Raw genomic sequence first — 26,037 nt, 5'->3', positions numbered from 1 at the left:
TTCTCTCCCCAAGGTTACCCACCATGCGTCAAGCACTGCCCCTCGCGCTGGCAGCCCTGCTTCTGAGCGGTTGCGCCAGCCATAAACCCGAAGACTTCAACGGCACCTGGATCAACCAGGACGCCATCAAAGCCGCCGTCAAAAGTGGCAGCCTGCGTCAGGCACTGAATGAACACGGCCCTGTGTTCGAGTGGAAACTCGACGTGGCTCACCAACAGGCCAGCTTCAGCAATGGCTTCGAGGCGGCCGACGGCCAGTTGAGCGCCAACGAGAAGCAATGGCTGGCCAGCTTCCAGGACGGCCAGACCGAGCAGCTGGCGCTGGATGGCGACGAGCTGAAAACCACCGCGCAGTCCGGTACCGAACAAACCTTCGTGCGCGTCAAGCAACCCGGCAATGCACCGCTGGGTGGCAGCTTCGAGAAGGCGCTGTACCAGGCCTACCTGGGCGGTGAATGGAAAATCATCGACGGCCAGGGCAAAGGCACCGCCGTTCGCTTCAGCGACACCGGCAACGTCAGTGGCCTGCCTGGCCCGGACCGTTTTGCCCTGTGCCTGGCCGGCGATTGCGCGACCATGGGCGGTAGCAACGACAGCCTGTGGCTGGAGCGCAAACAGCGCGGTGCGCCGTTTATCATCAAGCGTGATGGCGACACGCTGGAGATTTTCCAGGCCGTTAACCGCGCGAAGCCGGATGAAATGCCGGTATTGGCGGCCGGTGCTCGGCAATGGGTGCTTGAGAAGGACTGAGGCCTGCCAGGATCTCTACCCGTCACACCGGCCCTTTCGCGGGTAAACCCGCGCCCACAGGTACCCCGCTGACAACAGAATCAGCGCTCACCCTGTGGGAGCGGGCTTACCCGCGAAGAGGCCGGTAGACTCACCCCTTACCCTGCAGAATCGCCGCATACCCTTCTTTGTAACTGGGGTACTCTGGCACCCAGCCCAACGCCCGCACACGGGCATTGCTGCAGCGCTTGCTGCCCGTCCGGCGCACCCGCTGCTCATCCGACCACTCGGTAACGCCCAGGCACCCACGCAACCAGCCCACCACATCGGCCAGCGGCGCCGGGTCGTCATCGACACCTATATAGCAGTCATCCAGCGCCACGCCGTCGGCATCGGCCTGCAGCAGGTAAGCCAGCAAGCTTGCGGCGTCTTCGGCATGAATACGGTTGCCATACAGCGGCGGCTCTTCAGCCACACGGTAGCCCTGACGCACCTGGCTCAGTAGCCATTCACGGCCCGGCCCGTAGATGCCGGTCAAGCGCACCACGCTTGCCGGGATACCACTGGCCAGCGCCAAGCGCTCGGCGTCGAGCATGATCCGGCCAGAGTACCCTTCAGGCTCGGTGGCCGCCGTCTCGTCGACCCACTCGCCGTCTTTTTGCGCAAACACGCTGCTGCTGGACACAAACAGCAAGCGACGCGGGTGCTGACCACGTTCGGCAAGCCAGGCCAGCACATGGCGCAACCCGTCGACATAGGCCGACTGATACCCCGCCTCGTCGTGCTGGCTGGCCGCCACGCAATACACTATGTAGTCCGGCGCTCGCTGTGGCCACGCTGGCGGGATGGTGGGTTCGGCCAGGTCGGCAGCCACTGGCACAACACCCGCTGGCAGGTGCTCGACCGCGCGGCGCAGGCCACTCACCTGCCAGCCGCGGGCCAGCAATTGCTGGGCCAGACGGCCGCCCACATCACCACAACCTACGACCATTACTGAAAGGTCTGACATCTCAAAACTCCCTAGACCAGTTGATCAAACCCGCCACGCTACACGATGAGTGGCTAGACCTTAGGTGAAAAAAGCAACAAGATTACTTTTGTTAACAAGAATTACTTGCAATAATGGCGCCCCTATCTGTTCTCGGCCTATCTCGAGGCCTTGGAGAACGTTCACTCTTTTTCTTCATCAGGTCCGGCCAGCATGACACGTACTCAACCCTCCGCTTCGCCAACCCCGTCGCGCGCCTGGCGTGCCATTGCCGCGCTGATGTTCAGCCTGGTGCTGGCCCCAGTGGCCATGGCCGATGAGCCAACTGCCAACGCCAGCACCCCGGCTGCCGCTGCCGCCCCGGCTAACACCGCCGCTGCCCCAGCCGCAGACGGCTCGGCACCTGTCGCCAACGCCCCGGCCGATGCGCCAGCCGCTGCAGACCCAAGCGTCGAAGCACTGGTCGAAGATACTACCCTGGGCATGGCGCACGACCTGTCCCCATGGGGCATGTACAAAAACGCCGACATCGTGGTGAAGATCGTCATGATCGGCCTGGCCATTGCCTCGATCATCACGTGGACCATCTGGATTGCCAAAGGCTTCGAGCTGATGGGCGCCAAGCGTCGTCTGCGCGGCGAGATCGCCCAGCTGAAGAAGTCCGCCAGCCTCAAGGAAGCCAGCGACGTCTCGAACAAGGAAGGCACCCTGGCTCACACCTTGGTCCACGATGCGCTCGAAGAGATGCGCCTGTCGACCAATGCACGTGAAAAAGAGGGCATCAAAGAGCGCGTCGCCTTCCGCCTCGAGCGCCTGGTAGCCGCCAGCGGCCGCAACATGAGCAGCGGCACCGGCGTGCTCGCCACCATTGGTTCGACCGCACCCTTCGTCGGCCTGTTCGGCACCGTGTGGGGCATCATGAACAGCTTCATCGGCATCGCCAAGACCCAGACCACCAACCTGGCAGTGGTTGCCCCAGGCATCGCCGAAGCCCTGCTGGCAACCGCCTTGGGCCTGGTTGCAGCAATCCCGGCAGTGGTCATCTACAACGTCTTCGCCCGCTCCATTGCCGGCTACAAGGCTCAGGTGTCTGACGCTTCTGCCCAGGTGCTGCTGCTGGTCAGCCGTGACCTGGACCACCAAGGCAGCGAGCGCGCCGCCCCGCACATGGTGAAAGTGGGGTAAGCCATGGGCCTGCATCTCAACGAAGGTGGCGACGACCTCGCCGAAAACCACGAAATCAACGTTACGCCGTTTATCGACGTGATGCTGGTACTGCTGATCATCTTCATGGTGGCGGCGCCCCTGGCCACGGTCGACATCAAAGTCGACCTGCCGGCCTCGACCGCCAAACCAGCGCCGAGGCCCGAGAAACCGGTGTTCGTCAGCGTCAAGGCCGACCAGAAGCTGTATGTCGGCGACGATCAGGTCCCTGCCCCCGACCAGCTTGGACCGATGCTCGATGCCAAGACCAAGGGCGACAAGGAAACCACCATCTTCTTCCAGGCCGACAAGGGCGTGGATTACGGTGACCTGATGGAAGTGATGAACAACATGCGCGCGGCCGGCTATTTGAAGGTCGGTCTGGTAGGTCTCGAGACGGCAGCCAAGAAATGACGAAGACGCGGCACAACCTGGCGCGTTACAGCGGCAGCCTGGCACTGGTGCTGGGTGTCCATGCCGTCGCTGTGCTGCTCACGCTCAATTGGTCCGTGCCTCAGGCCATCGAGCTGCCGCCGGCAGCCATGATGGTCGAGCTGGCACCTTTGCCGGAGCCTGCGCCACCACCTCCTCCAAAAGCCGTCCCACAGCCGCCGGCACCGGTTGAAGAACTGCCGTTGCCCAAGCTGGTGGAAGCCCCTAAACCCAAGATCGCCATCGCCAAGCCGCCCAAGCCGAAGGCCAAGCCCCAGCCGCCCAAGCCCGAGAAAAAGCCTGAGCCGCCGAAGGAAGCGCCGCCGACCGAAAGCGTGGTAGACGCACCGCCAAGCAACACGCCGCCGCAGAAGTCCGCGGCACCGGCACCGAGCATTGCGTCCAACAGCAACGCCCTGCCTACCTGGCAGAGTGACCTGCTGCGCCACTTGGCCAAGTACAAGCGTTACCCGGAAGACGCGCGTCGTCGCGGCCTGCAGGGCATCAACCGCCTGCGCTTCGTAGTCGATGCCGAAGGCAAGGTGGTGTCGTACGCCATGGCCGGTGGTTCGGGCAGCGCGGCACTGGACCGGGCGACCCTGGAAATGATCCGTCGTGCCGGCACGGTACCCAAGCCGCCACCCGAGTTGTTGAACAACGGCACGATCGAAGTCGTGGCGCCGTTCGTCTACTCGCTGGACCGCCGCTGAGACTTTTGTTTCTGTCACAAATCGGCAAGTCTGATAACGTGCGTCTATCGATTGCAGCCGCTATGCTGGGCTCGCAACTTCATGGACGCACGTTATGACCCTCACAGAATTACGCTACATCGTCACACTCGCCCAGGAACAACATTTCGGCCACGCGGCCGAACGTTGCCACGTGAGCCAACCGACCCTGTCGGTCGGTGTGAAGAAGCTCGAGGACGAGCTTGGCGTGCTGATCTTCGAGCGCAGCAAGAGCGCAGTGCGCCTGACCCCGGTCGGTGAAAGCATCGTCGCCCAGGCGCAGAAGGTACTGGAACAGGCCCAAGGCATCCGCGAGCTGGCCCAGGCCGGCAAAAACCAGCTGACTGCCCCGCTCAAGGTCGGTGCCATCTATACCGTCGGCCCTTATCTGTTCCCGCACCTGATCCCGCAGCTGCACCGTGTGGCGCCGCAGATGCCGCTGTACATCGAAGAGAACTTCACCCACGTACTGCGCGAAAAACTGCGCAACGGCGAACTCGACGCAGTGATCATCGCCCTGCCGTTCAACGAAGCCGACGTGCTGACCCTGCCGCTGTACGATGAGCCATTCTGCGCCTTGATGCCTGCCGACCACCCATGGACGGCGAAAAAGACCATCGACACCGCCATGCTCAACGACAAGAGCCTGCTGCTGCTCGGTGAAGGCCACTGCTTCCGCGACCAGGTCCTGGAAGCCTGCCCGACATTGAACAAAGGCGGCGAAGGCTCCCGGCATACCACGGTGGAATCCAGTTCCCTGGAAACCATTCGGCACATGGTTGCCTCGGGCCTTGGCGTCTCGATCCTGCCGCTGTCGGCGGTGCATAGCCACCATTACGCGCCAGGCATCATCGAAGTGCGCCCGCTGACTGCGCCAGCACCGTTCCGCACCGTGGCCATCGCCTGGCGTGCCAGCTTCCCGCGGCCCAAGGCCATCGAGATCCTCGCTGACTCGATCCGCCTCTGCTCGGTCGCCAAACCTCCTGTGGAACAGCCGGCCTGAGTCATGAGTGAGCTGTCGAAGGTCCCGGTCACGGTGCTCAAAGGGGTGGGCGATGCCATGGCGGAAAAACTCGCCAAGGTGGGCCTGGAGAACCTGCAGGACATACTGTTCCACCTGCCCCTGCGCTACCAGGACCGCACCCGTGTGGTGCCCATTGGCGAGCTGCGCCCGGGGCAGGATGCCGTGATCGAAGGTGTAGTAAGCGGTGCGGACGTCACCATGGGCAAGCGCCGCAGCCTCGTGGTGCGCCTGGGTGACGGCAGCGGCGTATTGAGCCTGCGCTTCTATCACTTCAGCAATGCGCAAAAAGAAGGCCTGAAACGCGGCACGCACCTGCGTTGCTATGGCGAAGCCCGCCCCGGCGCCTCTGGCCTGGAGATCTACCACCCGGAGTACAGGGCGCTCAACGGCGATGAGCCACCGCCCCCGGTGGAACAGACCCTGACGCCGATCTACCCGTCCACCGAAGGGCTCACCCAGCAACGCCTGCGCCTGCTCTGCCAGCAGAGCCTTGGCATGCTTGGCCCGCGCAGCCTGCCAGACTGGCTGCCCGATGAGCTGGCCCGGGACTACCAATTGGCGCCGCTGGACGATGCCATCCGCTACCTGCACAACCCGCCGGCCGATGCCGACCTCGACGAACTTGCCGAAGGCCAGCATTGGGCTCAACACCGCCTGGCCTTCGAAGAGCTGCTGACCCACCAGCTGTCGCAGCAACGCCTGCGCGAGAGCCTGCGCAGCCTGCGTGCCCCCGTACTGCCCAAGGCCAGCCGGTTGCCCGCGCAGTACCTGGCCAACCTAGGCTTCAAGCCGACCGGCGCCCAGCAACGGGTGGCCAACGAAATTGCCTACGACCTGGCCCAAGCCGAGCCCATGATGCGCCTGGTACAGGGCGATGTCGGGGCCGGTAAAACGGTGGTCGCCGCACTGGCGGCACTGCAAGCGCTGGAGGCCGGTTACCAGGTGGCGTTGATGGCCCCCACCGAGATCCTCGCCGAACAGCACTTCATTACCTTCAAGCGCTGGCTCGAACCGCTGGGCATCGAGGTGGCATGGCTGGCCGGCAAGCTCAAGGGCAAGGCCCGGGCCAGCTCGCTGGAGCAAATCGCCAACGGCGCACCGATGGTGGTGGGCACCCATGCGCTGTTCCAAGAAGAGGTCAAATTCAAGCACCTGGCCCTGGCGATCATCGATGAACAACACCGGTTCGGTGTGCAGCAACGCCTGGCCCTGCGCAAAAAAGGCGTGGCCGGCGAGCTGTGCCCGCACCAGCTGATCATGACTGCGACGCCGATCCCTCGGACCTTGGCGATGAGCGCCTACGCCGACCTCGACACCTCGGTCCTCGACGAGCTGCCACCCGGGCGTACGCCGGTGAACACCGTGCTGGTGGCCGACAGCCGCCGTTTCGAAGTGGTCGAACGGGTACGCGCCGCCTGTGCCGAGGGGCGTCAGGCCTATTGGGTGTGCACCCTGATCGAAGAGTCCGAAGAACTGACCTGCCAAGCGGCCGAGAGCACCTATGAAGAGCTTGGCAGCGCCCTGGGCGAGCTACGCGTCGGCCTTATCCACGGGCGCATGAAGCCTGCGGAAAAGGCCGAGATCATGGCCCAGTTCAAGGCCGGTGAGCTGCAACTGCTGGTGGCAACCACGGTCATCGAGGTGGGCGTGGACGTGCCCAATGCCAGCCTGATGATCATCGAGAACCCCGAACGCCTGGGCCTGGCCCAACTGCACCAGCTGCGTGGCCGGGTTGGCCGGGGCAGCGCGGTGAGCCACTGCGTGTTGCTGTATCACCCGCCACTGTCGCAGATCGGCCGCGAACGCCTGGGGATCATGCGTGAAACTAACGATGGCTTCATCATCGCGGAAAAAGACCTGGAACTGCGCGGCCCCGGCGAGATGCTGGGAACACGCCAGACCGGCCTGCTACAGTTCAAGGTCGCTGACCTGATGCGTGATGCCGACCTGCTGCCAGCCGTACGTGATGCCGCCCAAGCGCTGATCGCGCGGTGGCCGGACCATGTCAGCCCGTTGCTTGACCGCTGGCTGCGGCACGGCCAGCAATACGGCCAAGTGTGACGCCAGTCCCACAATGGATCCAGATTTGCGGCGGGACTGGTTATACTTCGCGTTTAAAAGAATTAGTGGATACGGACCATGACTGAAGTTGCCCTGGACACCGCAACCCCACACACGCCCTCTGTCATCCGGCTGCTGCTCGATAAGGTTGGCGTCACCTACCGCGAAGTGCTCGAGCATGCGCAATTGCCTGCCGCCTCGCGGGTGCAGGCGGTGCTCCTCGACGACGAAGTCGGCGCCCTGATGGTGTTGTTCCCGCAGAGCCAGCTGCTTGACCTGAATCGCCTGACCGAGCTGACCGGCCGCAAGCTGACCGCCGTATCGGTCCCCCGGCTCAAGCAGATGCTCGACAAGCACCACCTCAAGCGCCTGCCGGGCATTCCGGCGTTGACCAGCTCGCCGTGCCAGTACGAAAAAAGCCTGCTCGACTGTGAGACGGTGCTGATTCAGTCCGGCGAAGCCGGGCTGCTGCTGGAAATCGACCGCACGGACTTCAAGCGCATGCTCGCCAAGGCCAGCGCCAGCAGCTTTGGCCAGGAGGTGAAGGCCATCAGCCCGAACCTCGACCGGCCTGATGACGACTCCCACGAAATCACCCAAGCGGTCCAGGCCTTTACCGCCCGACGTATCCAGAAGCGCCTGGAAGAAACCATTGAAATCCCGCCGTTGGCCGACACGGCGCAGAAAATCATCAAGCTGCGGGTAGACCCAAACGCCAGCATCGATGACATCACCGGCGTGGTCGAGACCGACCCTGCGCTGGCTGCGCAGGTGGTCAGCTGGGCGGCATCGCCCTACTACGCCTCACCAGGCAAGATCCGTTCAGTGGAAGATGCCATCGTGCGCGTGCTGGGCTTCGACCTGGTCATCAACCTGGCTTTGGGGCTGGCCCTGGGCAAGACCCTGAGCCTGCCCAAGGATCACCCGCAGCAGGCCACACCGTATTGGCAGCAGTCGATCTACACCGCAGCCATCATCGAAGGCCTGACCCGCGCCATGCCCCGGGCAGAGCGCCCGGAGTCCGGCTTGACGTACCTGGCGGGGCTGCTGCACAACTTTGGCTATCTGCTGCTGGCGCACGTGTTCCCGCCGCACTTCTCGCTGATCTGCCGGCACCTGGAGGTCAACCCGCACCTGTGCCACACCTATGTGGAACAGCACCTGCTGGGCATCAACCGCGAACAGATCGGCGCGTGGTTGATGAAGCTGTGGGACATGCCAGAAGAGCTCTCGACGGCGCTGCGCTTCCAGCATGACCCGTCTTATGACGGCGACTATGCAGCGTTCCCCAACCTGGTGTGCCTGGCGACTCGCCTGCTGCGTTCGCGCGGTATTGGCTCGGGGCCTCAGGAAGAGGTACCCGATGAACTGCTGGAGCGGTTGGGGGTGACTCGGGAGAAGGCCGAGGATGTGGTGAACAAGGTGCTGGAGGCCGAAACCCTGCTGCGGGAACTGGCATCGCAGTTTCACGCCCCGCACTAATAGCTTGGGGCGTAATGCGCAACCCTTGTAGGAGCAGCCTTGCGCTGCGAAGAGGCCGGTGAAAACACAGTAAATCTTCGCTGCAGTCACCGGCCTCTTCGCAGCACAAGGCTGCTCCTACAGGGCCAGGCTCAGCGCTTTTTCTTCGGCTTGAGGTACTTCATCAAGCCCTGGAACCACATCACCAACGCCGGATTGCCCTTGATCTGGATGTGCTTGTCCTGAATCCCCTGCATGAAGGCCAACTGCTTGTTGCTTGCCTGCAGCGTGGCGAACCCGTAAGCGGCATCTTTGAACGCAATGGCGAACGCCGGCTGCGGGTGCACACCACCTTTGCTGCTGATGCGCTCGTCGCTGACGATGAAGTGCCGGGCGATTTTGCCATCCAGGGTCTGCATCTGGAAAACCAGATCCTTGTCCTTGAGTTGCTGCTTGAACGCCGGGTTGTTACGGCTGGCCCTGGCCATCAACAGCCCCATGGCCCAGAGAAGAAAGCGGAACTTCATCAACGCGCCTCGAATAAAAAATGACTGAGTCGCGCAGTTTATCCTCTTCCAGAACTATTTATGCAAGTTCGCAACATATCCCTACAGAAAGCACAACGGGCGCCCTGGGGCGCCCGCTGAACCGACACTGGGGATGTCAGGATTCGATCACTTGCCTTTCTTGGCTGGCTTGGCCGGCACGTTGACGCTGTCACGCAGATTCTTGCCAGGCTTGAAGGCTACGGTGTTGCTGGCCTTGATCTTCACCGGCTCGCCGGTCTGGGGGTTCTTGCCGGTACGCGCACCACGGTGACGTTTTTCAAAGGTGCCGAAACCGACCAGGGTCACGGTGTCCTTGTCCAGCGCACCGGTAATGCTGTCGAGGATCGCATTCAGCACCACGTTGGCCTTTTCCTTGGTCAGATCGGCCTTTTCGGCGATGACAGCGGCGAGTTCTGGTTTGCGCATAGTGAAGCCTCTTTGACGGGATTTTTTGTTGTTATGCCGTGCTGCCTCTGGGAGCAGCGCTCAAGGCACCGCAGGCTCTAATCTGCGGCAGACGGGAGTGAGAATGGCACGCCCACCGAGGCCGCGCCAGTATCTGGGCGGCCATTGTGTGAGCAATAACAGGATAAACCCGACAGAACGCCCGCTATTTACGCCATAACCGGCGGTAACTGACGATTCAGGGCCAGCTTTTCCATCACGGCCGCACCGGTCAGGGCATAGCCCAGCAGCTTGCCGTCGGCATCGTGGCAGAGCACCTTGAGGTCGCTGCCCTGCCCCTCCACCTGCCAGTTGCCGTCGTGCCCTTGCGGGGGCGGCGAGACCACCAGCGGGCACGCTGGGGTCTTCACGGTGATCGGCATCGCCCCGTAACTGACGGCCGTTGGGTTACCGACCAAGGTTTGCGCCAAGGCGCGGGCACAGCTCATCAGCGGCATCACATAGAGCAGATTGATGCCGTCCACCTCGGCGCAGTCGCCCAGGGCGAAGATATTGGCGTGGGACGTGCGCAACTGCCGGTCCACCACCACGCCGCGATTAGTCTGCAGGCCAGCAGCGGCGGCAAGATCAGTACGGGGGCGCAAGCCGATGGCTGAAACCACCAGGTCGCAGGCGATCACGCTACCGTCGGACAGGTGCGCCTCAAGGCCCTGCGCAACCTGCTGCAGGCGCGTCAGCACCGGGCCCAGGTGGAAGCGCACGCCAAGGCCTTCTAGCCCGGCCTGCACGGCAGCGGCGGCGGCTGGGTGCAACAGGGTCGGCATCACCTGCTCGCACGGGGCCACCACCTCGACCTGGAACCCGCCCAGGCTCATGTCATTGGCGAATTCGCAGCCAATCAGGCCTGCGCCCAGAATCAGCACGCGCTGCTTACCGGCAGCGGCGGCGCGAAAGCGTGCGTAATCCTCCAGGTCGTTGATCGGGAAGACCTGCCCGCCAGCGTCACCCTCGATCGGCACCTGCACAGTCTGGGCGCCCCAGGCCAACACCAAGTCACGATAGGCCACGGCCTCTTCACCGATCCACAGGCGCTTGTGGCCGGGGTCGATGCCGCTGATACGGGTGTGGGTACGGATTTCGGCCTTGAGCTGCTCGGCCATCGCGCCAGGCTCGGCCATGCACAGCCCATCGGCATCCTTGAGCTTGGCAAAACCCGTGGAGAGCATGGGCTTGGAGTAGGAACGACCATCGTCGGCGGTAATCAACAGCAGCGGCGTCTCGCCATCGAGCTTGCGAAATTCACGGGCCAGGTTGTAGCCGGCCAGGCCAGTACCGATGATGACTACGGGGGACGTCATGTCGTGCTTACCTCAGGGTGGGAACAGGGGATGATCAGCCGATGGCGATCATTTCGAAGTCGCTCTTGCCGACGCCGCAGTCGGGGCACAGCCAGTCTGCAGGCACGTCTTCCCAACGGGTGCCGGGGGCGATGCCGTCGTCGGGCCAGCCTTCGGCTTCGTCATAGATCAGGCCACAGACAATACATTGCCATTTTTTCATCGGTACGGATTCCTCGTTTCAGGCTCGGGCTTGTGTCGCTGCTGATGGCCCGCCAGGGGGCCGCCGCGCAATCTTTGGGGGCTTTTTACTGGCCCTGCCAGCAGTATGCAAGCAGTCGAGGCAATCATGCTAAGCTCGCCGCCTCTCTGGCTGTAACAAGCATACCGACGTGTCGTACGAATCCCCGCAAGCAGCCGCTGTCGCGTGGCTGCCGTATTCACAGCTGGCGACCGAGATCGACCAGCCGACCCTGGACTGGCTGTTCGACGAGGGCTCGCTGACCCGCCGCCTGACCCGCCTGTCCCACGATCATTTCTCCGTCACCCCGCTGCTGGAAGGCTGGCAGCCACTGCGTGATGACGAATGCCTGGCCCTGGGCATCGCGCCGGGGGCGCAAGGCTGGGTGCGCGAGGTGTACCTGCGTGGCCACGGCCAGCCCTGGGTGTTCGCCCGCAGCGTGGCCAGCCGCAGTGCCCTGGAGCGCGGTGGCCTGGACCTCGAGACCCTGGGCAGCCGCTCGCTGGGCGAGTTGCTGTTCTGTGACCAGGCGTTCATTCGCCACCCCCTGCAAGTGTGCAGTTATCCACAAGCCTGGTTACCGACCGAGGCCCGCCATGATGCGCTTTGGGGCCGACGCTCACGCTTTGAACGGGACGGCCTGGACCTGCTGGTAGCCGAGGTGTTCCTGCCAGCCCTGTGGCAAGCGGCCAAGGAGGAAAACCGCTGATGTACCTGCAACTGCTCAAGTCGCTCAACCGCGTGCACCCGCGCGCCTGGGACTTTGTCCAGCTCAGCCGCATGGACCGCCCCATCGGCATCTACCTGCTGCTGTGGCCGACCCTGTCGGCCGTGTGGATTGCAGGGCAAGGTTCACCGACCCTGGCCAACGTGCTGATCTTCGGCCTCGGCGTGGTGCTGATGCGCGCTGCAGGCTGCTGCATCAATGACTTTGCCGACCGCAAGGTCGATGGCCACGTCAAACGCACCGCCGACCGCCCCTTGGCCAGCGGCCGGGTCGAGCCGCGCGAGGCGCTGGCACTGTTCGCGATCCTGGTCGGGGTGAGTTTCCTGCTGGTGCTGTGCACCAACAGCCGGACCGTCTGGCTGTCGTTCGGCGCCGTGGCCTTGGCGTTCTGCTACCCGTTCATGAAGCGCTATACCTATTACCCGCAGGTGGTGCTGGGCGCCGCGTATTCCTGGGGTATCCCCATGGCCTTCACCGCTGCCGGGGGCGAGCTGCCGGCCAGTGCCTGGCTGCTGTACATCGCCAACCTGCTGTGGACCGTGGGCTACGACACTTACTACGCCATGGTCGACCGCGACGATGACCTGAAGATCGGCGTGAAATCGACGGCCATTCTGTTTGGCGAAGCCGATCGGGTGATCATCCTGACCTTGCAGTTGCTGTCGTTGGCTTGCCTGCTGTTGGCCGGCAGCCGCTTCGAGCTGGGCGGCTGGTTCCACCTGGGGCTGCTGGGGGCGGCGTTGTGCTTTGCCTGGGAGTTCTGGTCGACGCGCAAGCTGGACCGCGAGTCGTGCTTCAAGGCGTTTCTGCACAATCACTGGGCGGGGTTGCTGGTGTTCATTGGGGTCGTGCTGGATTACGCACTGCGCTGACTTTTCCGGCCCTATCGCCGGCAAGCCGCCACAGAGTTTGCATAGCTGCTGCCCCTGTGGGAGCCGGCTTGCCGGCGATAGGGCCGCACAGCGGCCCCGGCTATCTCACGGCTTGGCCACGTGCCAGACGTCTTTCATGCCGTCACCGGTGGTATCGCCAGCCTTCTTGTCCTTGACGAAGGTGTACAGCGGCTTGCCGTCATAGGCCCATTGCATCGTGCCATCGTCACGCTTGATCTGCGTCCACTTGCCCTCTGCCTTTTCACTCGCTTTAGCCGTCAACGGCGGCCAATTCTTTGCGCAATCGCCATTGCACATCGACTTGCCCCCAGCGTCTTTGTCAAAGGTGTACAACGTCATGCCGGCATGGTCGACCAGCATGCCGTTCTTCACCATCTCATGGTCGGCCGAGGCCACCCCCGGGAGTGCCAGCGCAGCAAGAAGGGCCATCCAGCTCAGCGTATGTCGTGTCATTGGATTCACCATTGTTTCCGGGGAAATGAGTTCTGATAGCCGCCGCAGCGGCCCTTTCAAGCCTAGTTCAGTCATGGAATGTCGCCAGAACAGCCAATGCTCTGTCACACAGCTGCAATAATTCCGTTATCTAATGCGGGCCAGACACGATTTTCCAGGAGAGGTTTTGAGCATGGTTGGCAGGAACATTCTGATCGTCGACGACGAAGCGCCTATTCGCGAGATGATCGCCGTTGCATTGGAAATGGCCGGCTACGACTGCCTGGAAGCGGAGAACTCGCAACAGGCACACGCGATCATCGTCGACCGCAAGCCTGACCTGATCCTGCTCGACTGGATGCTGCCGGGCACCTCGGGCATCGAACTGGCCCGCCGCCTGAAGCGTGACGAGCTGACCGGGGACATCCCGATCATCATGCTCACCGCCAAAGGTGAAGAGGACAACAAGATCCAAGGCCTGGAAGTGGGCGCCGATGACTACATCACCAAACCCTTCTCGCCCCGCGAGCTGGTCGCCCGCCTGAAAGCCGTGCTGCGTCGCACCGGCCCGAGCGACAGCGAGGCGCCGATCGAAGTCGGTGGCCTGCTGCTTGACCCGATCAGCCACCGCGTGACCATCGACGGCAAACCGGCCGAGATGGGCCCCACCGAATACCGCCTGCTGCAGTTCTTCATGACCCACCAAGAGCGCGCCTACACCCGTGGCCAGTTGCTGGACCAGGTTTGGGGCGGCAACGTCTATGTCGAGGAGCGTACTGTCGACGTGCACATCCGCCGCTTGCGCAAGGCGCTGGGTGAAGCCTACGAAAATCTGGTACAAACCGTCCGCGGCACTGGCTACCGTTTCTCGACCAAGAGCTGACACGCCTGCACGCCTGGCTGCACGACGTTGTACAAGGACCGGCAATTGAACCAGAACTGGCACGCGACCCTGATTCGCCACCTGCTGCTGCTGATCTCTGTCTGCCTGCTCGGTGGGCTGGTCAGCGGTTATTACGGCTGGAGCCTGGCCATCGGCCTGGCCCTTTACCTGGGTTGGACCCTCAAGCAGCTGCTGCGCCTGCATGACTGGCTGCGCAACCATCAACCCGACGAGGCCCCGCCAGACGGCTACGGCCTGTGGGGCGAAGTGTTCGACAGCATCTACCACCTGCAACGTCGCGACCAACGCGTACGCGGCCGCCTGCAGGCGGTGATCGACCGGGTGCAGGAGTCCACTGCCGCGCTGCGCGACGCGGTGATCATGCTCGACAGCGACGGCAACCTGGAATGGTGGAACCGCGCCGCCGAAACCCTGCTGGGCTTCAAGACCCCGCAGGACGGCGGCCAGCAGGTGACCAACCTGGTGCGCCACCCTCGCTTCAAGGAATATTTCGAGGCGGAGAACTACGTCGAACCGTTGGAAATCCCTTCGCCGATCAATGACCGGATGCGTGTGCAACTGCACATCACCCGCTACGGCAATAATGAGCACCTGATGCTGGTGCGCGATGTCACCCGCATCCATCAGCTCGAACAGATGCGCAAAGACTTCGTCGCCAACGTTTCCCATGAGTTGCGTACGCCGCTGACGGTGATTACCGGCTACCTGGAAACCTTGCTCGACAACGTCGAGGACGTGAACCCGCGCTGGACCCGGGCCCTGCAGCAGATGAGCCAGCAAGGCTCACGCATGCAGACCCTGCTCAATGACTTGCTGTTGCTGGCCAAGCTGGAGGCCACCGACTACCCCTCCGACAACTTGCCCGTGCCCGTCGATGCCCTGCTGCAGTCGATCAAGGGCGATGCCCAGGCGCTGTCCGGCCCACGTAACCAGCGCATCAGCCTGGAAGCCGCACCCGGCGTCAGCCTCAAGGGCAGCGAGGCAGAGCTACGCAGTGCGTTCTCCAACCTGGTGTTCAACGCGGTCAAGTACACCCCGGACGAGGGCAGCATTCGCATCCGCTGGTGGGCCGATGACCAGGGTGCGCACCTCAGCGTGCAGGATTCGGGTATCGGCATCGATGCCAAGCATTTGCCACGGCTGACCGAGCGCTTCTACCGCGTCGACTCCAGCCGGGCGTCCAATACCGGGGGCACCGGGTTGGGCCTGGCGATCGTCAAGCATGTGCTGCTGCGCCATCGCGGGCGCCTGGAGATCAGCAGCGTGCCGGGGCATGGCAGCACCTTTACCTGTCACTTTGCGCCGGCACAATTGGCCAACGGCAAGGGTTGAGAAGGCTGCACCGCAACCCCATCAAGACCATCACCCTTTGCTTTTGCGGTTTCAACCGCTACATTGGACCCCCTGTGCCAGCCTGTGCTGGCACTTTTTTTCTCCATTCCCCAAAGACGGACCCCGTAAAAACTCCATCATGGACCCTTCCCCTGGTATCAGCCTCACCTCGTTATTCGCCGATTTCGGCATGATCATCTTTGCCTTGCTCCTGGTGCTGCTCAACGGCTTTTTCGTTGCCGCCGAGTTCGCCATGGTCAAGCTGCGCTCAACCCGCGTCGATTCCATCGCCGAACTGCACGGCTGGCGTGGCAGCATCCTGCGCAAGGTGCACAACCAGCTCGACGCCTACCTGTCCGCCTGCCAGCTGGGCATCACCCTCGCCTCCCTGGGCCTGGGCTGGGTCGGCGAGCCGGCGTTCGCCCACCTGCTGGAGCCGCTACTGGCCTACATGGGCGTGGACACGCCAGAGCTGATCAAGGGCATTTCGTTCTTCGTCGCCTTCTTCGTCATCTCTTACCTGCACATCGTGGTCGGTGAGCTGGCGCCCAAGTCCTGGGCGATCCGCAAGCCCGAGCTGCTGTCGCTGTGGACCGCGGTGCCGCTGTATCTGTTCTACTGGGCGATGTACCCGGCCATCTACCTGCTCAATGCCAGCGCCAACACCATCCTGCGCATTGCTGGCCAAGGTGAGCCTGGCCCGCACCATGAGCATCACTACAGCCGCGAAGAGCTCAAGCTGATCCTGCACTCCAGCCGTGGCCAAGACCCGAGCGACCAGGGCATGCGCGTGCTGGCCTCGGCAGTGGAAATGGGCGAGCTGGAAGTGGTCGACTGGGCTAACTCCCGCGAGGACATGGTCAGCATCGACGCGCACGCGCCGCTCAAGCAGATCCTGGCCCTGCTGCGCCGCCACAAGTTCAGCCGTTACCCGGTCTACGACGCCGAGCGCGAAGAGTTCACCGGGTTGCTGCACATCAAGGACCTGTTGCTGGAGTTGGCCGAACTCGACCACCTGCCCGAAACCATCGACCTCGAAGACCTGGCCCGGCCGCTGGAGCGGGTTTCCCGGCATATGCCGCTGTCGCAGTTGCTGGAGCAGTTCCGCAAGGGCGGCGCGCATTTCGTGCTGGTCGAGGAAGCCGATGGCAAGGTAATCGGCTACCTGACCATGGAAGACGTGCTGGAAGTACTGGTCGGCGATATCCAGGATGAACACCGCAAGACCGAGCGCGGCATCCTCGCCTACCAGCCGGGCAAGCTGCTGGTGCGCGGTGACACGCCGCTGTTCAAGGTCGAGCGCCTGCTGGGCATCGACCTGGACCACATCGAGGCGGAGACCCTGGCTGGGCTGGTGTATGAAACGCTCAAACGCGTCCCCGAAGAGGAAGAAGTGCTTGAGGTTGAAGGCCTGCGCATCATCATCAAGAAGATGAAAGGGCCGAAGATCGTGCTGGCCAAGGTGCTGAAGCTGGATTGACCTTACGGCCCCTCGTTCAGGGGTTGCCCGCCGTAAAGTCGGGCAGCCCACTGATCGGCCTGTCGAACTGATAGGGTATCGACTCCAGCGCCAACCCTACGTTGCGCTGCACCACAAAATGCAGGTGCGGGCCAGTGCTGTTGCCGGTGTTGCCGGACTTGGCCAGCATCTGCCCCTGCTTCACCCGCTGCCCCTCAGCCACTACAACCGAACCGCGCATCAGGTGCAGGTACACGCCCATGGTGCCGTCGGCGTGCAGGACCCTGACAAAATTGCCCGACGGGTTGCTGCCACGCCCGGTCTGGCTGTTCTCGACATTCACCACCACCCCTTCCCGGGCCGCAATGATGGTCGTGCCCTCAGGCATGGCGATATCCATGGCATAGCGCCCCTTGGGGCCAAAATGGCTGAAGCGCCCGTTGGGCCCCTGCGTCACCCGAAACGGCCCGCCCAGCCAGGGGAAGGCGTACCGATAACCCTGAGGCCGCAGCCCCGGGTCGCCCATTGCCTGCAGCAGCGTCGAGCGATAGCCCAGCAACGTCCCAGGGCGGCCTCGCAGCACGCTGAGCATCTGGGTTGAACGCCCTGGCAGCACCCTGCGCACGATCCGCGGCGCATTGCCGCCTTGGGCGTTGATCAGCTTGTCCAGGTGCAATTCGACCTGCACCGGCACATGCGATTCATTGCGCGCAGAAAAGCTCACGCCGCCCTGGAACACGATCGCGTTGAGCCGCACCTGGCTTTCCTGCCGCTCGACCATGGATTCATGCAGCTCGATCGGCTTGGCCCCGGGGCCTGGCCGGTCGGTATAGGTACCCACACCGTTGGCATCGGTAATCGGGTAGAGGGTCACGCCCAGGCTCGACGCCGAGGCCATGAGCAATGCACAGAACAGCAGCAGGCGGGCGGGCATGATAGTGGCTTTTTGACAGTTGTGATCTGTCGAAGCCTAGCAGCCGGTTTGGCGGGGGATATGACAGTTGGTCGGATGGTTATTCCGCGCCAAATACGATCCCTTGTAGGAGCGGCCTTGCGTCGCGAAAGGGCCGCAAAGCGGCCCCAGCAATATCTGCGTCAACGTCGAAATCGTGGGGCTGCTGCGCAGCCCTTTCGCGACGCAAGGCCGCTCCTACAAAGGGGCAGCGTGGATCAGGCGCCGGGCGTGAAGTGCTTCTGCGCCGTGCCGCGGGCAATCAGCCGCGACAGGTAGTCGAGCTTCTGCGCATCCTGATCGACGAACTTGAAGGTCAGCTGCAGCCAGTCACTGTCTGGCTTGGGCTCCAGCGCCGCAACGGCATGCAGGTAACCGTTCAGGCGCGCGACTTCGGCGTTTTCGCCTTGCTCCAGGTCCAGTACCGCGCCCTCCAGCACCTGCGGCAGCGCTTCGCTACGGCGCACCACCAGCAGCGCCTCTTTCAGGCTCAACGCCTTGATCACGCACGGCTGTGTGCCGCTAGACAGGCGCAGCTGGCCTTGGCCACGGCCACTGGGTGCAGCCGTAGGCGGTGCCGGTGCATTGATCAACGGCTTGGCCGGCGCGGCAGCAGGCGCCGCGACCTTGACGGCTTCAGGCTTGCCGCCCGTCAGCGCGCTCAGCGAATCGTTGGCAAACGCCGAATTCGCCCGCGCAGGCCCAGTGGCCATCAGGCTGTCGAGTTTGCCGATCTTGGTCAGGGCTTTCTTTACCTTGGTCAGCAACTGCTCGTTGGTGAACGGCTTGCCGACAAAATCGGACACACCGGCCTGAATGGCCTGGATCACGTTCTCCTTGTCACCACGGCTGGTCACCATGATGAACTGCAGGCTCTTCAACGCGGGCTGCTGACGGCACCAGCTGAGCAGCTCCAGGCCCGACATCTCAGGCATTTCCCAGTCACACAGGACCAGGTCGAACGGCTCCTTGCCCAACATGGCCATGGCCTTGCGACCGTTGACCGCATCGTCGATGACCATGCCCGGAAAGGCATTGCGCAGGCACTTCCTGACCAGATCGCGGATGAACGGGGCGTCATCCACGACCAGCACATTGACTTTACTCATCGATACTCCTCTTGAATCCCGACTAGCCTACCGGCAAGTGATGGCTACTTGCCACAACTGCGCGTGGAGCGGGACTTCTTCACACCGTTCGCGGGTGCCTGATGGCTGCTCGACCGCAAACGAAAACGCCCGGCCTAAGCCGGGCGTTGAGGCTCGGGAGCAATACTATTTATCGTCCGCTTGGCCCGGAACATTAGCGCTTTCGGCCTCATCGTCGCTGGTGCCCTGCACTTCCGCCTTCATGCGCTTGAGGCCCATGTGGCGGACGTCGGTGCCGCGCACCAGGTAAATCACCAGCTCGGAAATGTTGCGGGCGTGGTCGCCGATACGCTCCAGCGAACGCAAGGCCCAGATGACGCTCAGCACCCGCGAAATCGAACGCGGGTCTTCCATCATGTAGGTCACCAGCTCGCGCAGTGCGGTCTTGTACTCGCGGTCGATGGTCTTGTCGTACTGCGCCACCGACAACGCCAGGTCGGCATCGAAGCGGGCAAAGGCGTCCAGCGCGTCGCGCACCATGTTGCGCACCTGGTCGCCGATGTGGCGCACCTCGACGTAGCCGCGTGGCGACTCGCCTTCTTCGCACAGCTGGATGGCGCGACGGGCGATCTTGGTCGACTCGTCACCGATGCGTTCCAGGTCGATCACCGACTTGGAGATGCTGATGATCAGGCGCAGGTCGGACGCCGCTGGCTGGCGGCGGGCGAGGATGCGGACGCACTCCTCGTCGATGTTGCGCTCCATCTGGTTGATCTGCTCATCGACCTCGCGCACCTGCTGGGCCAGGCCCGAATCGGCCTCGATCAGCGCGGTTACCGCGTCGTTGACCTGTTTCTCGACCAGGCCGCCCATGGCCAGGAGGTGGCTGCGCACCTCTTCAAGCTCGGCGTTGAACTGCTGGGAGATGTGATGCGTAAGGCTTTCTTTGTTGATCATCGTTTCGCTCCGCGAAAAAGCTGCAAGCCTCAAGCCGCAAGCTTCAAGTCGTTCGTGTTATCCCTTGGCCCCAGGCCTGCGGCTGGCAGACCGACTAGCCATAGCGACCGGTGATGTAGTCTTCGGTCTGCTTCTTCGCCGGGTTGGTGAACAGGGTATCGGTGTCCCCGAATTCGACCAGTTTGCCCATGTACATGAAGGCGGTGTAGTCCGAGACGCGCGCCGCCTGTTGCATGTTGTGGGTCACGATGACGATGGTGTACTTGGATTTCAATTCGTAGATCAGCTCTTCGACCTTCAGCGTCGAGATCGGGTCCAGTGCCGAGCACGGTTCGTCGAGCAGCAATACTTCTGGCTCCACGGCGATGGTGCGGGCAATGACCAGACGTTGCTGCTGGCCACCCGACAGGCCCAGGGCCGAATCGTGCAGGCGGTCTTTGACCTCATCCCACAGGGCGGCGCCCTTCAGTGCCCATTCGACGGCTTCGTCGAGGGTGCGCTTCTTGTTGATGCCCTGGATGCGCAGGCCGTAGACGACGTTCTCATAGATGGTCTTGGGGAACGGGTTCGGCTTCTGGAACACCATGCCCACACGGCGGCGCAGCTCGGCCACGTCTTCGCCCTTGCGGTAGATATTGGTGCCATACAGGTTGATGGCGCCCTCCACGCGGCAACCGTCAACCAGGTCGTTCATGCGGTTGAAGGTACGCAGGAGGGTCGACTTGCCGCAGCCGGACGGGCCGATGAAGGCGGTCACGCGCTGCTTGGGGATATTCATGCTGACGTCGAACAAGGCTTGCTTGTCGCCGTAGAACAGGCTCAGGCCCGGTACTTCGATGGCCACGGTCTCTTCGGCCAGGCGCAGGCTCTGCTTGTCGCGGCCCAGGGCAGACATGTCGATGCCGTGGGTATGGGATTCGTGCTGCATGGTCAACTCCATACGCTATCAATTCGTTTCAAAGGGCCGCCCGGCTTGCAGGCGGCACGCTTGTAATCAGGATCAGTGGTCCAGCGCCTTGTACTTCTCGCGCAGGTGGTTACGGATCCACACCGCCGAGAGGTTGAGGGTGGCGATCACCAGCACCAGCAGCAGCGCGGTGGCGTACACCAGCGGGCGCGCGGCCTCGACGTTAGGGCTCTGGAAGCCGACGTCATAGATGTGGAAGCCCAGGTGCATGATCTTCTGGTCCAGGTGCAGGTACGGGTAGTTGCCATCCAGTGGCAACGACGGCGCCAGCTTCACCACACCCACCAGCATCAGCGGCGCCACTTCACCGGCGGCGCGGGCCACGGCGAGGATCATGCCGGTCATCATGGCCGGGCTGGCCATCGGCAGGACGATTTTCCACAGGGTCTCGGCCTTGGTCGCGCCCAGGGCCAGCGAGCCCTCGCGCACGGTGCGTGGAATCCGCGCCAGGCCTTCTTCGGTGGCCACGATCACCACCGGTACCGCCAGCAGCGCCAGGGTCAGCGAGGCCCACAGCAGGCCCGGGGTACCCAGGGTGGGTGCCGGCAGCGACTCGGGGAAGAACAGCCGGTCGATCGAGCCACCCAGTACATAGACGAAGAAGCCCAGGCCGAACACGCCGTAGACGATCGCCGGTACACCCGCCAGGTTGTTCACCGCGATGCGGATCAGGCGCGTCACCGGGCCCTGCTTGGCGTATTCGCGCAGGTAGACTGCAGCCAGCACGCCGAACGGGGTCACGATCACGGCCATGATCAGGGTCATCATCACGGTACCGAAGATGGCCGGGAAGATGCCGCCCTCGGTGTTGGCTTCACGCGGGTCGTCGCTGAGGAACTCCCAGACCTTGGCGAAGTAAGTGCCCATCTTGGTCAGCCCGGACATGCCGTTCGGCTGGATAGCGTGCACCACCTTGCTCAGGTTGATCTCCACTTCGCGGCCGTTGGCATCACGTGCCACCAGGCTGTCGCGGGAGAAGGCCTGGTGCAGGCCGCTGAGGCGGTCTTCGATGGCCTTGTAGCGGCTGTTCAGCTCGGCACGCTCGGCGTCCATGTCGGCCTGGGCAGCGGCGTCGAGCTTGCCCTCCAGCTCCAGCTTGCGGCTATGCAGGCGCAGGCGTTCGAGGCCATGGTTGATGGCACCGATGTCTTTTTTCTCGAGTTGCTGCAATTCGCCATTGAGCTGGTTGGCGCGCTTGAGGCGGGCCTGCAGTTCGTTCCAGGCAGCAGGGCCTTCGGCGACCACGCGGCCTTCTTCCTTGACGCTGACCAGGTAGCCGTAGAAGTTGCCCCACTCGCGGCGTTCCAGCGCCATCAGGTCGACCGGGCGTTGCTCATCGACCAGCCAGTCGCCCACCACCCAAGTGAAGTCGCTGCCGTTGAGGTCGCGGTTACCGACCTTGATCAGCTCACGGGTCATGAATTCCGGGCCCTGCTCAGGTACCGGCAAGCCGGCACCCTTCAGGCGTGCACGGGGCACTTCTTCTTTTTGCACCACTTCGCCGACGACGATGTGATCAGCCTGGCCAGGCACCTTGTAGGTGGCCTGGACCAGGTCGGCCGGCCAGAAGTGGCCCAGGCCTCGCACGGCGATGACCGACAGCAGGCCGATGGTCATGATCACCGCCATGGCAACCGCGCCACCGCTGATCCAGACGCCTGGGGCGCCGCTCTTGAACCAGCCTTTGAGGGAATCCTTTTTCACGGATCTCTACCTTTCTATCAAAGCGACGAGTATTTCTTGCGCAGACGCTGGCGAATCAGCTCGGCCAAGGTGTTCATGATGAAGGTGAACATCAGCAGCACGAGGGCCGCCAGGAACAGCACGCGATAGTGGCTGCCACCGACTTCCGACTCCGGCATTTCTACCGCCACGTTGGCGGCCAGGGTGCGCATGCCTTCGAACAGGTTCATCTCCATCACCGGGGTGTTGCCGGTGGCCATGAGCACGATCATGGTCTCGCCCACCGCACGGCCCATGCCGATCATCAGCGCCGAGAAGATACCCGGGCTGGCGGTGAGGATGACCACGCGGGTCAGGGTCTGCCACGGCGTCGCACCCAGGGCCAGGGAGCCCAGGGTCAGGCTGCGCGGCACGCTGAACACGGCGTCTTCGGCAATCGAGTAGATGTTCGGGATAACCGCGAAGCCCATGGCGATACCAACTACCAGGGCGTTGCGCTGGTCGTAGGTGATGCCCAGGTCGTTGGTGATCCACAGGCGCATGTCGCCGCCGAAGAACCAGGTCTCCAGGTAAGGGCTCATGGTCAGGGCGAACCAGCCGGTGAACAGGATCACGGGGATCAGGATCGCCGCTTCCCAGCCATCCGGCACGCGCAGGCGGATCGACTCCGGCAGGCGGCTCCAGACGAAACCGGCCAGCAGGATGCCGAACGGCATCAGTACGAACAGGCTGAACACACCCGGCAAGTGGCCTTCGAGGTACGGCGCGAGGAACAGGCCGGCGAAGAAGCCGAGGATCACCGTCGGCATCGCTTCCATCAGCTCGATCACCGGCTTGACCTTGCGGCGCATGCCAGGGGCCATGAAGTAGGCGGTGTAGATGGCGGCGGCAATGGCCAGCGGGGCGGCCAGGATCATCGCGTAGAACGCAGCCTTCAGGGTACCGAAGGTCAGCGGCGACAGGCTCAGCTTGGGCTCGAAGTCGGTGTTCGACGCAGTCGACTGCCAGACGTACTTGGGCTCGTCATAGTTCTCGTACCAGACCTTGCCCCACAGCGCGCTGAAGGAGACTTCCGGGTGCGGGTTCTTCAGGCTCAGCGGCAGCAGCTTGCCGCCTTCCTCGATGATGATGCGGTTGGCACGCGGCGACAGGGCCAGGATACCCGCGCCTTCTGCAGCCGGCTCGACCAGCAGGGTGCGGTGCGCGGTGCTGTGGAATACACCAAGCTTGCCTTCGGCGTCCAGGGCGATGAAGCCCTTGCGGCGCTCTTCGGCATCGATCTGGACGATCGGCGCGTTGCCCATCTGGAAGCTGCGGATCAACTTGAAGCGCGACTCGCCATCGGGATCGCGGGCCATGAACCACTGGTTCAAGCCACCTTTGGAGTCACCGAAGATCAGCGAGATACCGCCCACCAACTGGCCACTGGCCGTGATCTCGGCATTGCCATCTTCCAGCAGCTTGTAGCGGCCGTTGAGGCTCTTGTCACGCAGGCTGAAGACGTCGGCGGTGGCACGGCCGTTGACCACGTACAGCCATTGCTGGCGCGGGTCGACGTAAATGGCCTTGACCGGCTCGGTCATCTGCGGCAGGTCGATACGGTTCTGCTCGCTGGTGACCTCGCCGGTCATCATGTTCTCTTCGCGGGTCAGTTGGGTGACCTGCAGGTGCGAACCGGTGGAACCTGCCAGCAGCAGGGTTTCGCCGTTGACGTTGACGCTCACGTGCTCCAGAGGGCGGCCCTGGTCGTCAAGCACGAACGCGTCCTTGCCGTAGGGGTAGTCGATGCCTGGGGTGATGGTCTTTTTGTTGTCCGGGTAGGTGATCTTGTAGGTGTGGTGGAACACCAACGCCTGACCATTGGACAGACCCAGCACAACCAGCGGGCTACCCGGCTGATCGGTGCTGATGGAGCTCACCTGGGTACCGGCCGGCAGCGGCAGGTCGACGCGCTGCAGCTCGGCACCGGTCTTGGTGTCGAAGAACAGTGCCTGCCCCTTGTCGGAAACCCGCATGCCCACCAGGTTCTGCTCTTCAAGCGCGATCATCAGCGGCTTGCCGACATCCTGTTGCAGCCAGGTCGGCTCCAGGGCCTTCTTGCTGGTCAGCTCAGCGCCCTGGAACAGCGGCAGCACCACGTAGGCCAGGTAGAAGAAAATCAGGGTAATTGCCGCCAATACGGCAAGCCCGCCCACCAGTACATACCAGCGAGTCAGGCGGTCCTTGAGCGCACGCATGCGGCGCTTGCGTTGCAACTCGGGCGTATTGAAGTCAATCCGCACGGGTTGGGAATTTTGGGTCATGGTGGAGTTGGCCAGATCATTCATGCGCACACCCTAGCGGTCCCGTATGACAAAAACATGACAATGCAGTGACGCAAGAAAGCCCGACGCTCAGGGGTTCTGGCTTCGGACTGAGAATTCGTGGAAGCGGCCGGGCTTAGGCACCGGCCGATTCCTCAGTTACTTACTTCTTTGCGACGTTACCAGCGTGGGACAGGCCCAGGTCAGCCAGGGTCTTGTCGACCACTTTGGCCGGCAGCGGGATGTAGCCATCCTTCACCACGACCTGCTGGCCAGCTTGCGACAGCACCAGCTTGATGAACTCGGCGTCCAGCGGGGCCAGAGGCTTGTTCGGGGCCTTGTTGACGTAGACGTACAGGAAGCGGGACAGCGGGTACTTGCCGTTCAGGGCGTTTTCTTCGTTGTCTTCGATGAACTCGCCGCCTTCTTTCTTGGCCAGGGCTACGGTCTTGACGCTAGCGGTCTTGTAGCCGATGCCCGAGTAGCCAATGCCGTTCAGCGAGGAGCTGATCGACTGCACGACCGAAGCCGAGCCAGGCTGTTCGTTGACGTTAGGCTTGAAGTCGCCTTTGCACAGGGCTTCTTCCTTGAAGTAGCCGTAGGTGCCCGATACCGAGTTACGGCCGAACAGCTGCACTGGCTTGTTGGCCAGGTCGCCGGTCACGCCCAGGTCGCCCCAGGTTTTGACATCGGCCTTGGCGCCGCACAGGCGGGTGGACGAGAAGATTGCATCGACCTGAGCCATGGTCAGGCCCTTGATCGGGTTGTCCTTGTGGACGAATACAGCCAGGGCGTCAACGGCGACCGGGATGGCGGTCGGCTTGTAGCCGTACTTCTGCTCGAAGGCCTGCAGCTCGACGTCCTTCATCTTGCGGCTCATCGGGCCCAGGTTGGCGGTGCCTTCGGTCAGCGCGGGTGGCGCGGTGGAGGAGCCGGCGGCCTGGATCTGGATGTTTACGTTCGGATATTCCTTCTTGTAGGCCTCGGCCCACAGGGTCATCAGGTTGGCGAGGGTGTCCGAACCGACGCTGGAGAGGTTGCCCGAAACACCGGTGGTCTTGGTGTAGGTCGGGATTGCTGGGTCGACAGCGGCTACCGCATTGGCGGTTGCAACGCCAGCGGCGGCGAAGGTAAGGGCCGCCATCAAACGCTTCAGTTTCATGCCTTGCTCCTAGCAGGAATAT

General features: G+C 63.0%; 25 protein-coding genes. 12 read left to right on the top strand and 13 right to left on the bottom strand.

Going from position 1 to position 26,037, the window contains the following annotated elements:
• Positions 1-23: 23 nt before the first annotated feature.
• On the top strand, positions 24-749 hold the full coding sequence (locus HU750_RS10840; RefSeq protein ID WP_099430803.1) for a hypothetical protein: 726 nt from the start codon (positions 24-26) through the stop codon (positions 747-749).
• 130 nt (positions 750-879) lie between these two features.
• Here the strand turns inward: HU750_RS10840 and HU750_RS10835 are convergent, their stop codons facing one another.
• Positions 880-1,737, bottom strand: coding sequence for an SDR family oxidoreductase (locus HU750_RS10835; RefSeq protein ID WP_186679412.1), 858 nt, complete (start codon positions 1,735-1,737; stop codon positions 880-882).
• A gap of 192 nt (positions 1,738-1,929) precedes the next feature.
• Here HU750_RS10835 and exbB point away from each other — a divergent pair, with 192 nt between their 5' ends.
• From exbB to HU750_RS10805, 6 genes are all read left to right on the top strand, one after another.
• Complete coding sequence (exbB, locus tag HU750_RS10830) at positions 1,930-2,901, top strand: tonB-system energizer ExbB (RefSeq protein WP_027592146.1); 972 nt, start codon at positions 1,930-1,932, stop codon at positions 2,899-2,901.
• Between the two features lie 3 nt (positions 2,902-2,904).
• Positions 2,905-3,333: a TonB system transport protein ExbD gene (exbD, locus tag HU750_RS10825; RefSeq protein WP_013974803.1), complete on the top strand. Its 429-nt coding sequence runs from the start codon at positions 2,905-2,907 to the stop codon at positions 3,331-3,333.
• Complete coding sequence (locus HU750_RS10820; RefSeq protein WP_027592144.1) at positions 3,330-4,061, top strand: energy transducer TonB; 732 nt, start codon at positions 3,330-3,332, stop codon at positions 4,059-4,061. The genes exbD and HU750_RS10820 overlap by 4 nt, the downstream gene beginning before the upstream one ends.
• 94 nt (positions 4,062-4,155) lie before the next feature.
• Complete coding sequence (locus tag HU750_RS10815; RefSeq protein WP_027592143.1) at positions 4,156-5,082, top strand: hydrogen peroxide-inducible genes activator; 927 nt, start codon at positions 4,156-4,158, stop codon at positions 5,080-5,082.
• Positions 5,083-5,085: 3 nt separating this feature from the next.
• The gene (gene recG / locus HU750_RS10810) at positions 5,086-7,164 is read left to right on the top strand and encodes an ATP-dependent DNA helicase RecG (protein WP_027592142.1); all 2,079 of its coding nucleotides are present in this window, start codon (positions 5,086-5,088) and stop codon (positions 7,162-7,164) included.
• Positions 7,165-7,242: 78 nt separating this feature from the next.
• The gene (locus HU750_RS10805) at positions 7,243-8,646 is read left to right on the top strand and encodes an aminoacyl-tRNA deacylase and HDOD domain-containing protein (RefSeq protein ID WP_186679410.1); all 1,404 of its coding nucleotides are present in this window, start codon (positions 7,243-7,245) and stop codon (positions 8,644-8,646) included.
• Positions 8,647-8,777: 131 nt separating this feature from the next.
• On the opposite strand, the gene HU750_RS10800 is transcribed toward HU750_RS10805, so the two are convergent.
• From HU750_RS10800 to HU750_RS10785, 4 genes are all read right to left on the bottom strand, one after another.
• Positions 8,778-9,152: a helicase gene (locus HU750_RS10800; RefSeq protein WP_027592140.1), complete on the bottom strand. Its 375-nt coding sequence runs from the start codon at positions 9,150-9,152 to the stop codon at positions 8,778-8,780.
• Positions 9,153-9,299: 147 nt separating this feature from the next.
• Positions 9,300-9,599, bottom strand: a complete 300-nt coding sequence (locus HU750_RS10795; RefSeq protein ID WP_027592139.1) for an HU family DNA-binding protein — start codon at positions 9,597-9,599, stop codon at positions 9,300-9,302.
• Between the two features lie 188 nt (positions 9,600-9,787).
• Positions 9,788-10,936: an NAD(P)/FAD-dependent oxidoreductase gene (locus HU750_RS10790; RefSeq protein ID WP_186679399.1), complete on the bottom strand. Its 1,149-nt coding sequence runs from the start codon at positions 10,934-10,936 to the stop codon at positions 9,788-9,790.
• Between the two features lie 34 nt (positions 10,937-10,970).
• On the bottom strand, positions 10,971-11,138 hold the full coding sequence (locus HU750_RS10785; protein ID WP_027592137.1) for a rubredoxin: 168 nt from the start codon (positions 11,136-11,138) through the stop codon (positions 10,971-10,973).
• A 169-nt stretch (positions 11,139-11,307) separates the two neighbouring features.
• Between HU750_RS10785 and HU750_RS10780 the strand changes: the two genes are divergently transcribed.
• Together HU750_RS10780 and ubiA are read left to right on the top strand one after the other, a co-directional pair.
• Positions 11,308-11,865, top strand: coding sequence for a chorismate--pyruvate lyase family protein (locus HU750_RS10780; RefSeq protein WP_027592136.1), 558 nt, complete (start codon positions 11,308-11,310; stop codon positions 11,863-11,865).
• Positions 11,865-12,755: a 4-hydroxybenzoate octaprenyltransferase gene (ubiA, locus tag HU750_RS10775; protein ID WP_186679396.1), complete on the top strand. Its 891-nt coding sequence runs from the start codon at positions 11,865-11,867 to the stop codon at positions 12,753-12,755. Before HU750_RS10780 ends, ubiA begins: the two co-directional genes overlap by 1 nt.
• Positions 12,756-12,860: 105 nt before the next feature.
• Here ubiA and HU750_RS10770 read toward each other — a convergent pair whose 3' ends face one another.
• Positions 12,861-13,229 carry a COG4315 family predicted lipoprotein gene (locus tag HU750_RS10770; RefSeq protein ID WP_186679393.1) on the bottom strand — a complete coding sequence of 123 codons (369 nt, stop codon included), beginning with the start codon at positions 13,227-13,229 and terminating at the stop codon, positions 12,861-12,863.
• A 172-nt stretch (positions 13,230-13,401) separates the two neighbouring features.
• Between HU750_RS10770 and phoB the strand changes: the two genes are divergently transcribed.
• The 3 genes from phoB (at position 13,402) to HU750_RS10755 (ending at position 16,924) form a co-directional block, all read left to right on the top strand.
• Positions 13,402-14,091, top strand: a complete 690-nt coding sequence (gene phoB, locus HU750_RS10765; RefSeq protein ID WP_003253341.1) for a phosphate regulon transcriptional regulator PhoB — start codon at positions 13,402-13,404, stop codon at positions 14,089-14,091.
• 45 nt (positions 14,092-14,136) lie between these two features.
• Positions 14,137-15,444 carry a phosphate regulon sensor histidine kinase PhoR gene (gene phoR, locus HU750_RS10760; RefSeq protein ID WP_186679390.1) on the top strand — a complete coding sequence of 436 codons (1,308 nt, stop codon included), beginning with the start codon at positions 14,137-14,139 and terminating at the stop codon, positions 15,442-15,444.
• A 139-nt stretch (positions 15,445-15,583) separates the two neighbouring features.
• A complete protein-coding gene (locus HU750_RS10755; protein ID WP_027592132.1) occupies positions 15,584-16,924 on the top strand; it encodes a hemolysin family protein in 1,341 nt (446 codons plus the stop codon).
• 16 nt (positions 16,925-16,940) lie between these two features.
• Here HU750_RS10755 and HU750_RS10750 read toward each other — a convergent pair whose 3' ends face one another.
• From HU750_RS10750 to HU750_RS10720, 7 genes are all read right to left on the bottom strand, one after another.
• Positions 16,941-17,837, bottom strand: coding sequence for a M23 family metallopeptidase (locus tag HU750_RS10750; RefSeq protein WP_186679386.1), 897 nt, complete (start codon positions 17,835-17,837; stop codon positions 16,941-16,943).
• 236 nt (positions 17,838-18,073) lie between these two features.
• Entirely contained in the window at positions 18,074-18,964 is an 891-nt protein-coding gene (locus HU750_RS10745; protein WP_186679382.1) for a response regulator, read from the bottom strand.
• A 165-nt stretch (positions 18,965-19,129) separates the two neighbouring features.
• A complete protein-coding gene (phoU, locus tag HU750_RS10740; RefSeq protein WP_186679380.1) occupies positions 19,130-19,900 on the bottom strand; it encodes a phosphate signaling complex protein PhoU in 771 nt (256 codons plus the stop codon).
• A gap of 94 nt (positions 19,901-19,994) precedes the next feature.
• Positions 19,995-20,828, bottom strand: a complete 834-nt coding sequence (pstB, locus tag HU750_RS10735) for a phosphate ABC transporter ATP-binding protein PstB (RefSeq protein WP_027592128.1) — start codon at positions 20,826-20,828, stop codon at positions 19,995-19,997.
• A gap of 72 nt (positions 20,829-20,900) precedes the next feature.
• On the bottom strand, positions 20,901-22,571 hold the full coding sequence (pstA, locus tag HU750_RS10730; protein WP_027592127.1) for a phosphate ABC transporter permease PstA: 1,671 nt from the start codon (positions 22,569-22,571) through the stop codon (positions 20,901-20,903).
• Between the two features lie 17 nt (positions 22,572-22,588).
• Positions 22,589-24,877: an ABC transporter permease family protein gene (locus HU750_RS10725; RefSeq protein WP_085272157.1), complete on the bottom strand. Its 2,289-nt coding sequence runs from the start codon at positions 24,875-24,877 to the stop codon at positions 22,589-22,591.
• Between the two features lie 139 nt (positions 24,878-25,016).
• Positions 25,017-26,015: a phosphate ABC transporter substrate-binding protein PstS gene (locus HU750_RS10720; protein ID WP_027592125.1), complete on the bottom strand. Its 999-nt coding sequence runs from the start codon at positions 26,013-26,015 to the stop codon at positions 25,017-25,019.
• Between the last annotated feature and the right edge of the window lie 22 nt (positions 26,016-26,037).

Source organism: Pseudomonas sp. SWRI50, from assembly GCF_014269095.1.
GTDB lineage: Bacteria > Pseudomonadota > Gammaproteobacteria > Pseudomonadales > Pseudomonadaceae > Aquipseudomonas > Aquipseudomonas kermanshahensis.
This window is presented reverse-complemented; position numbering and strand designations above follow the sequence as displayed.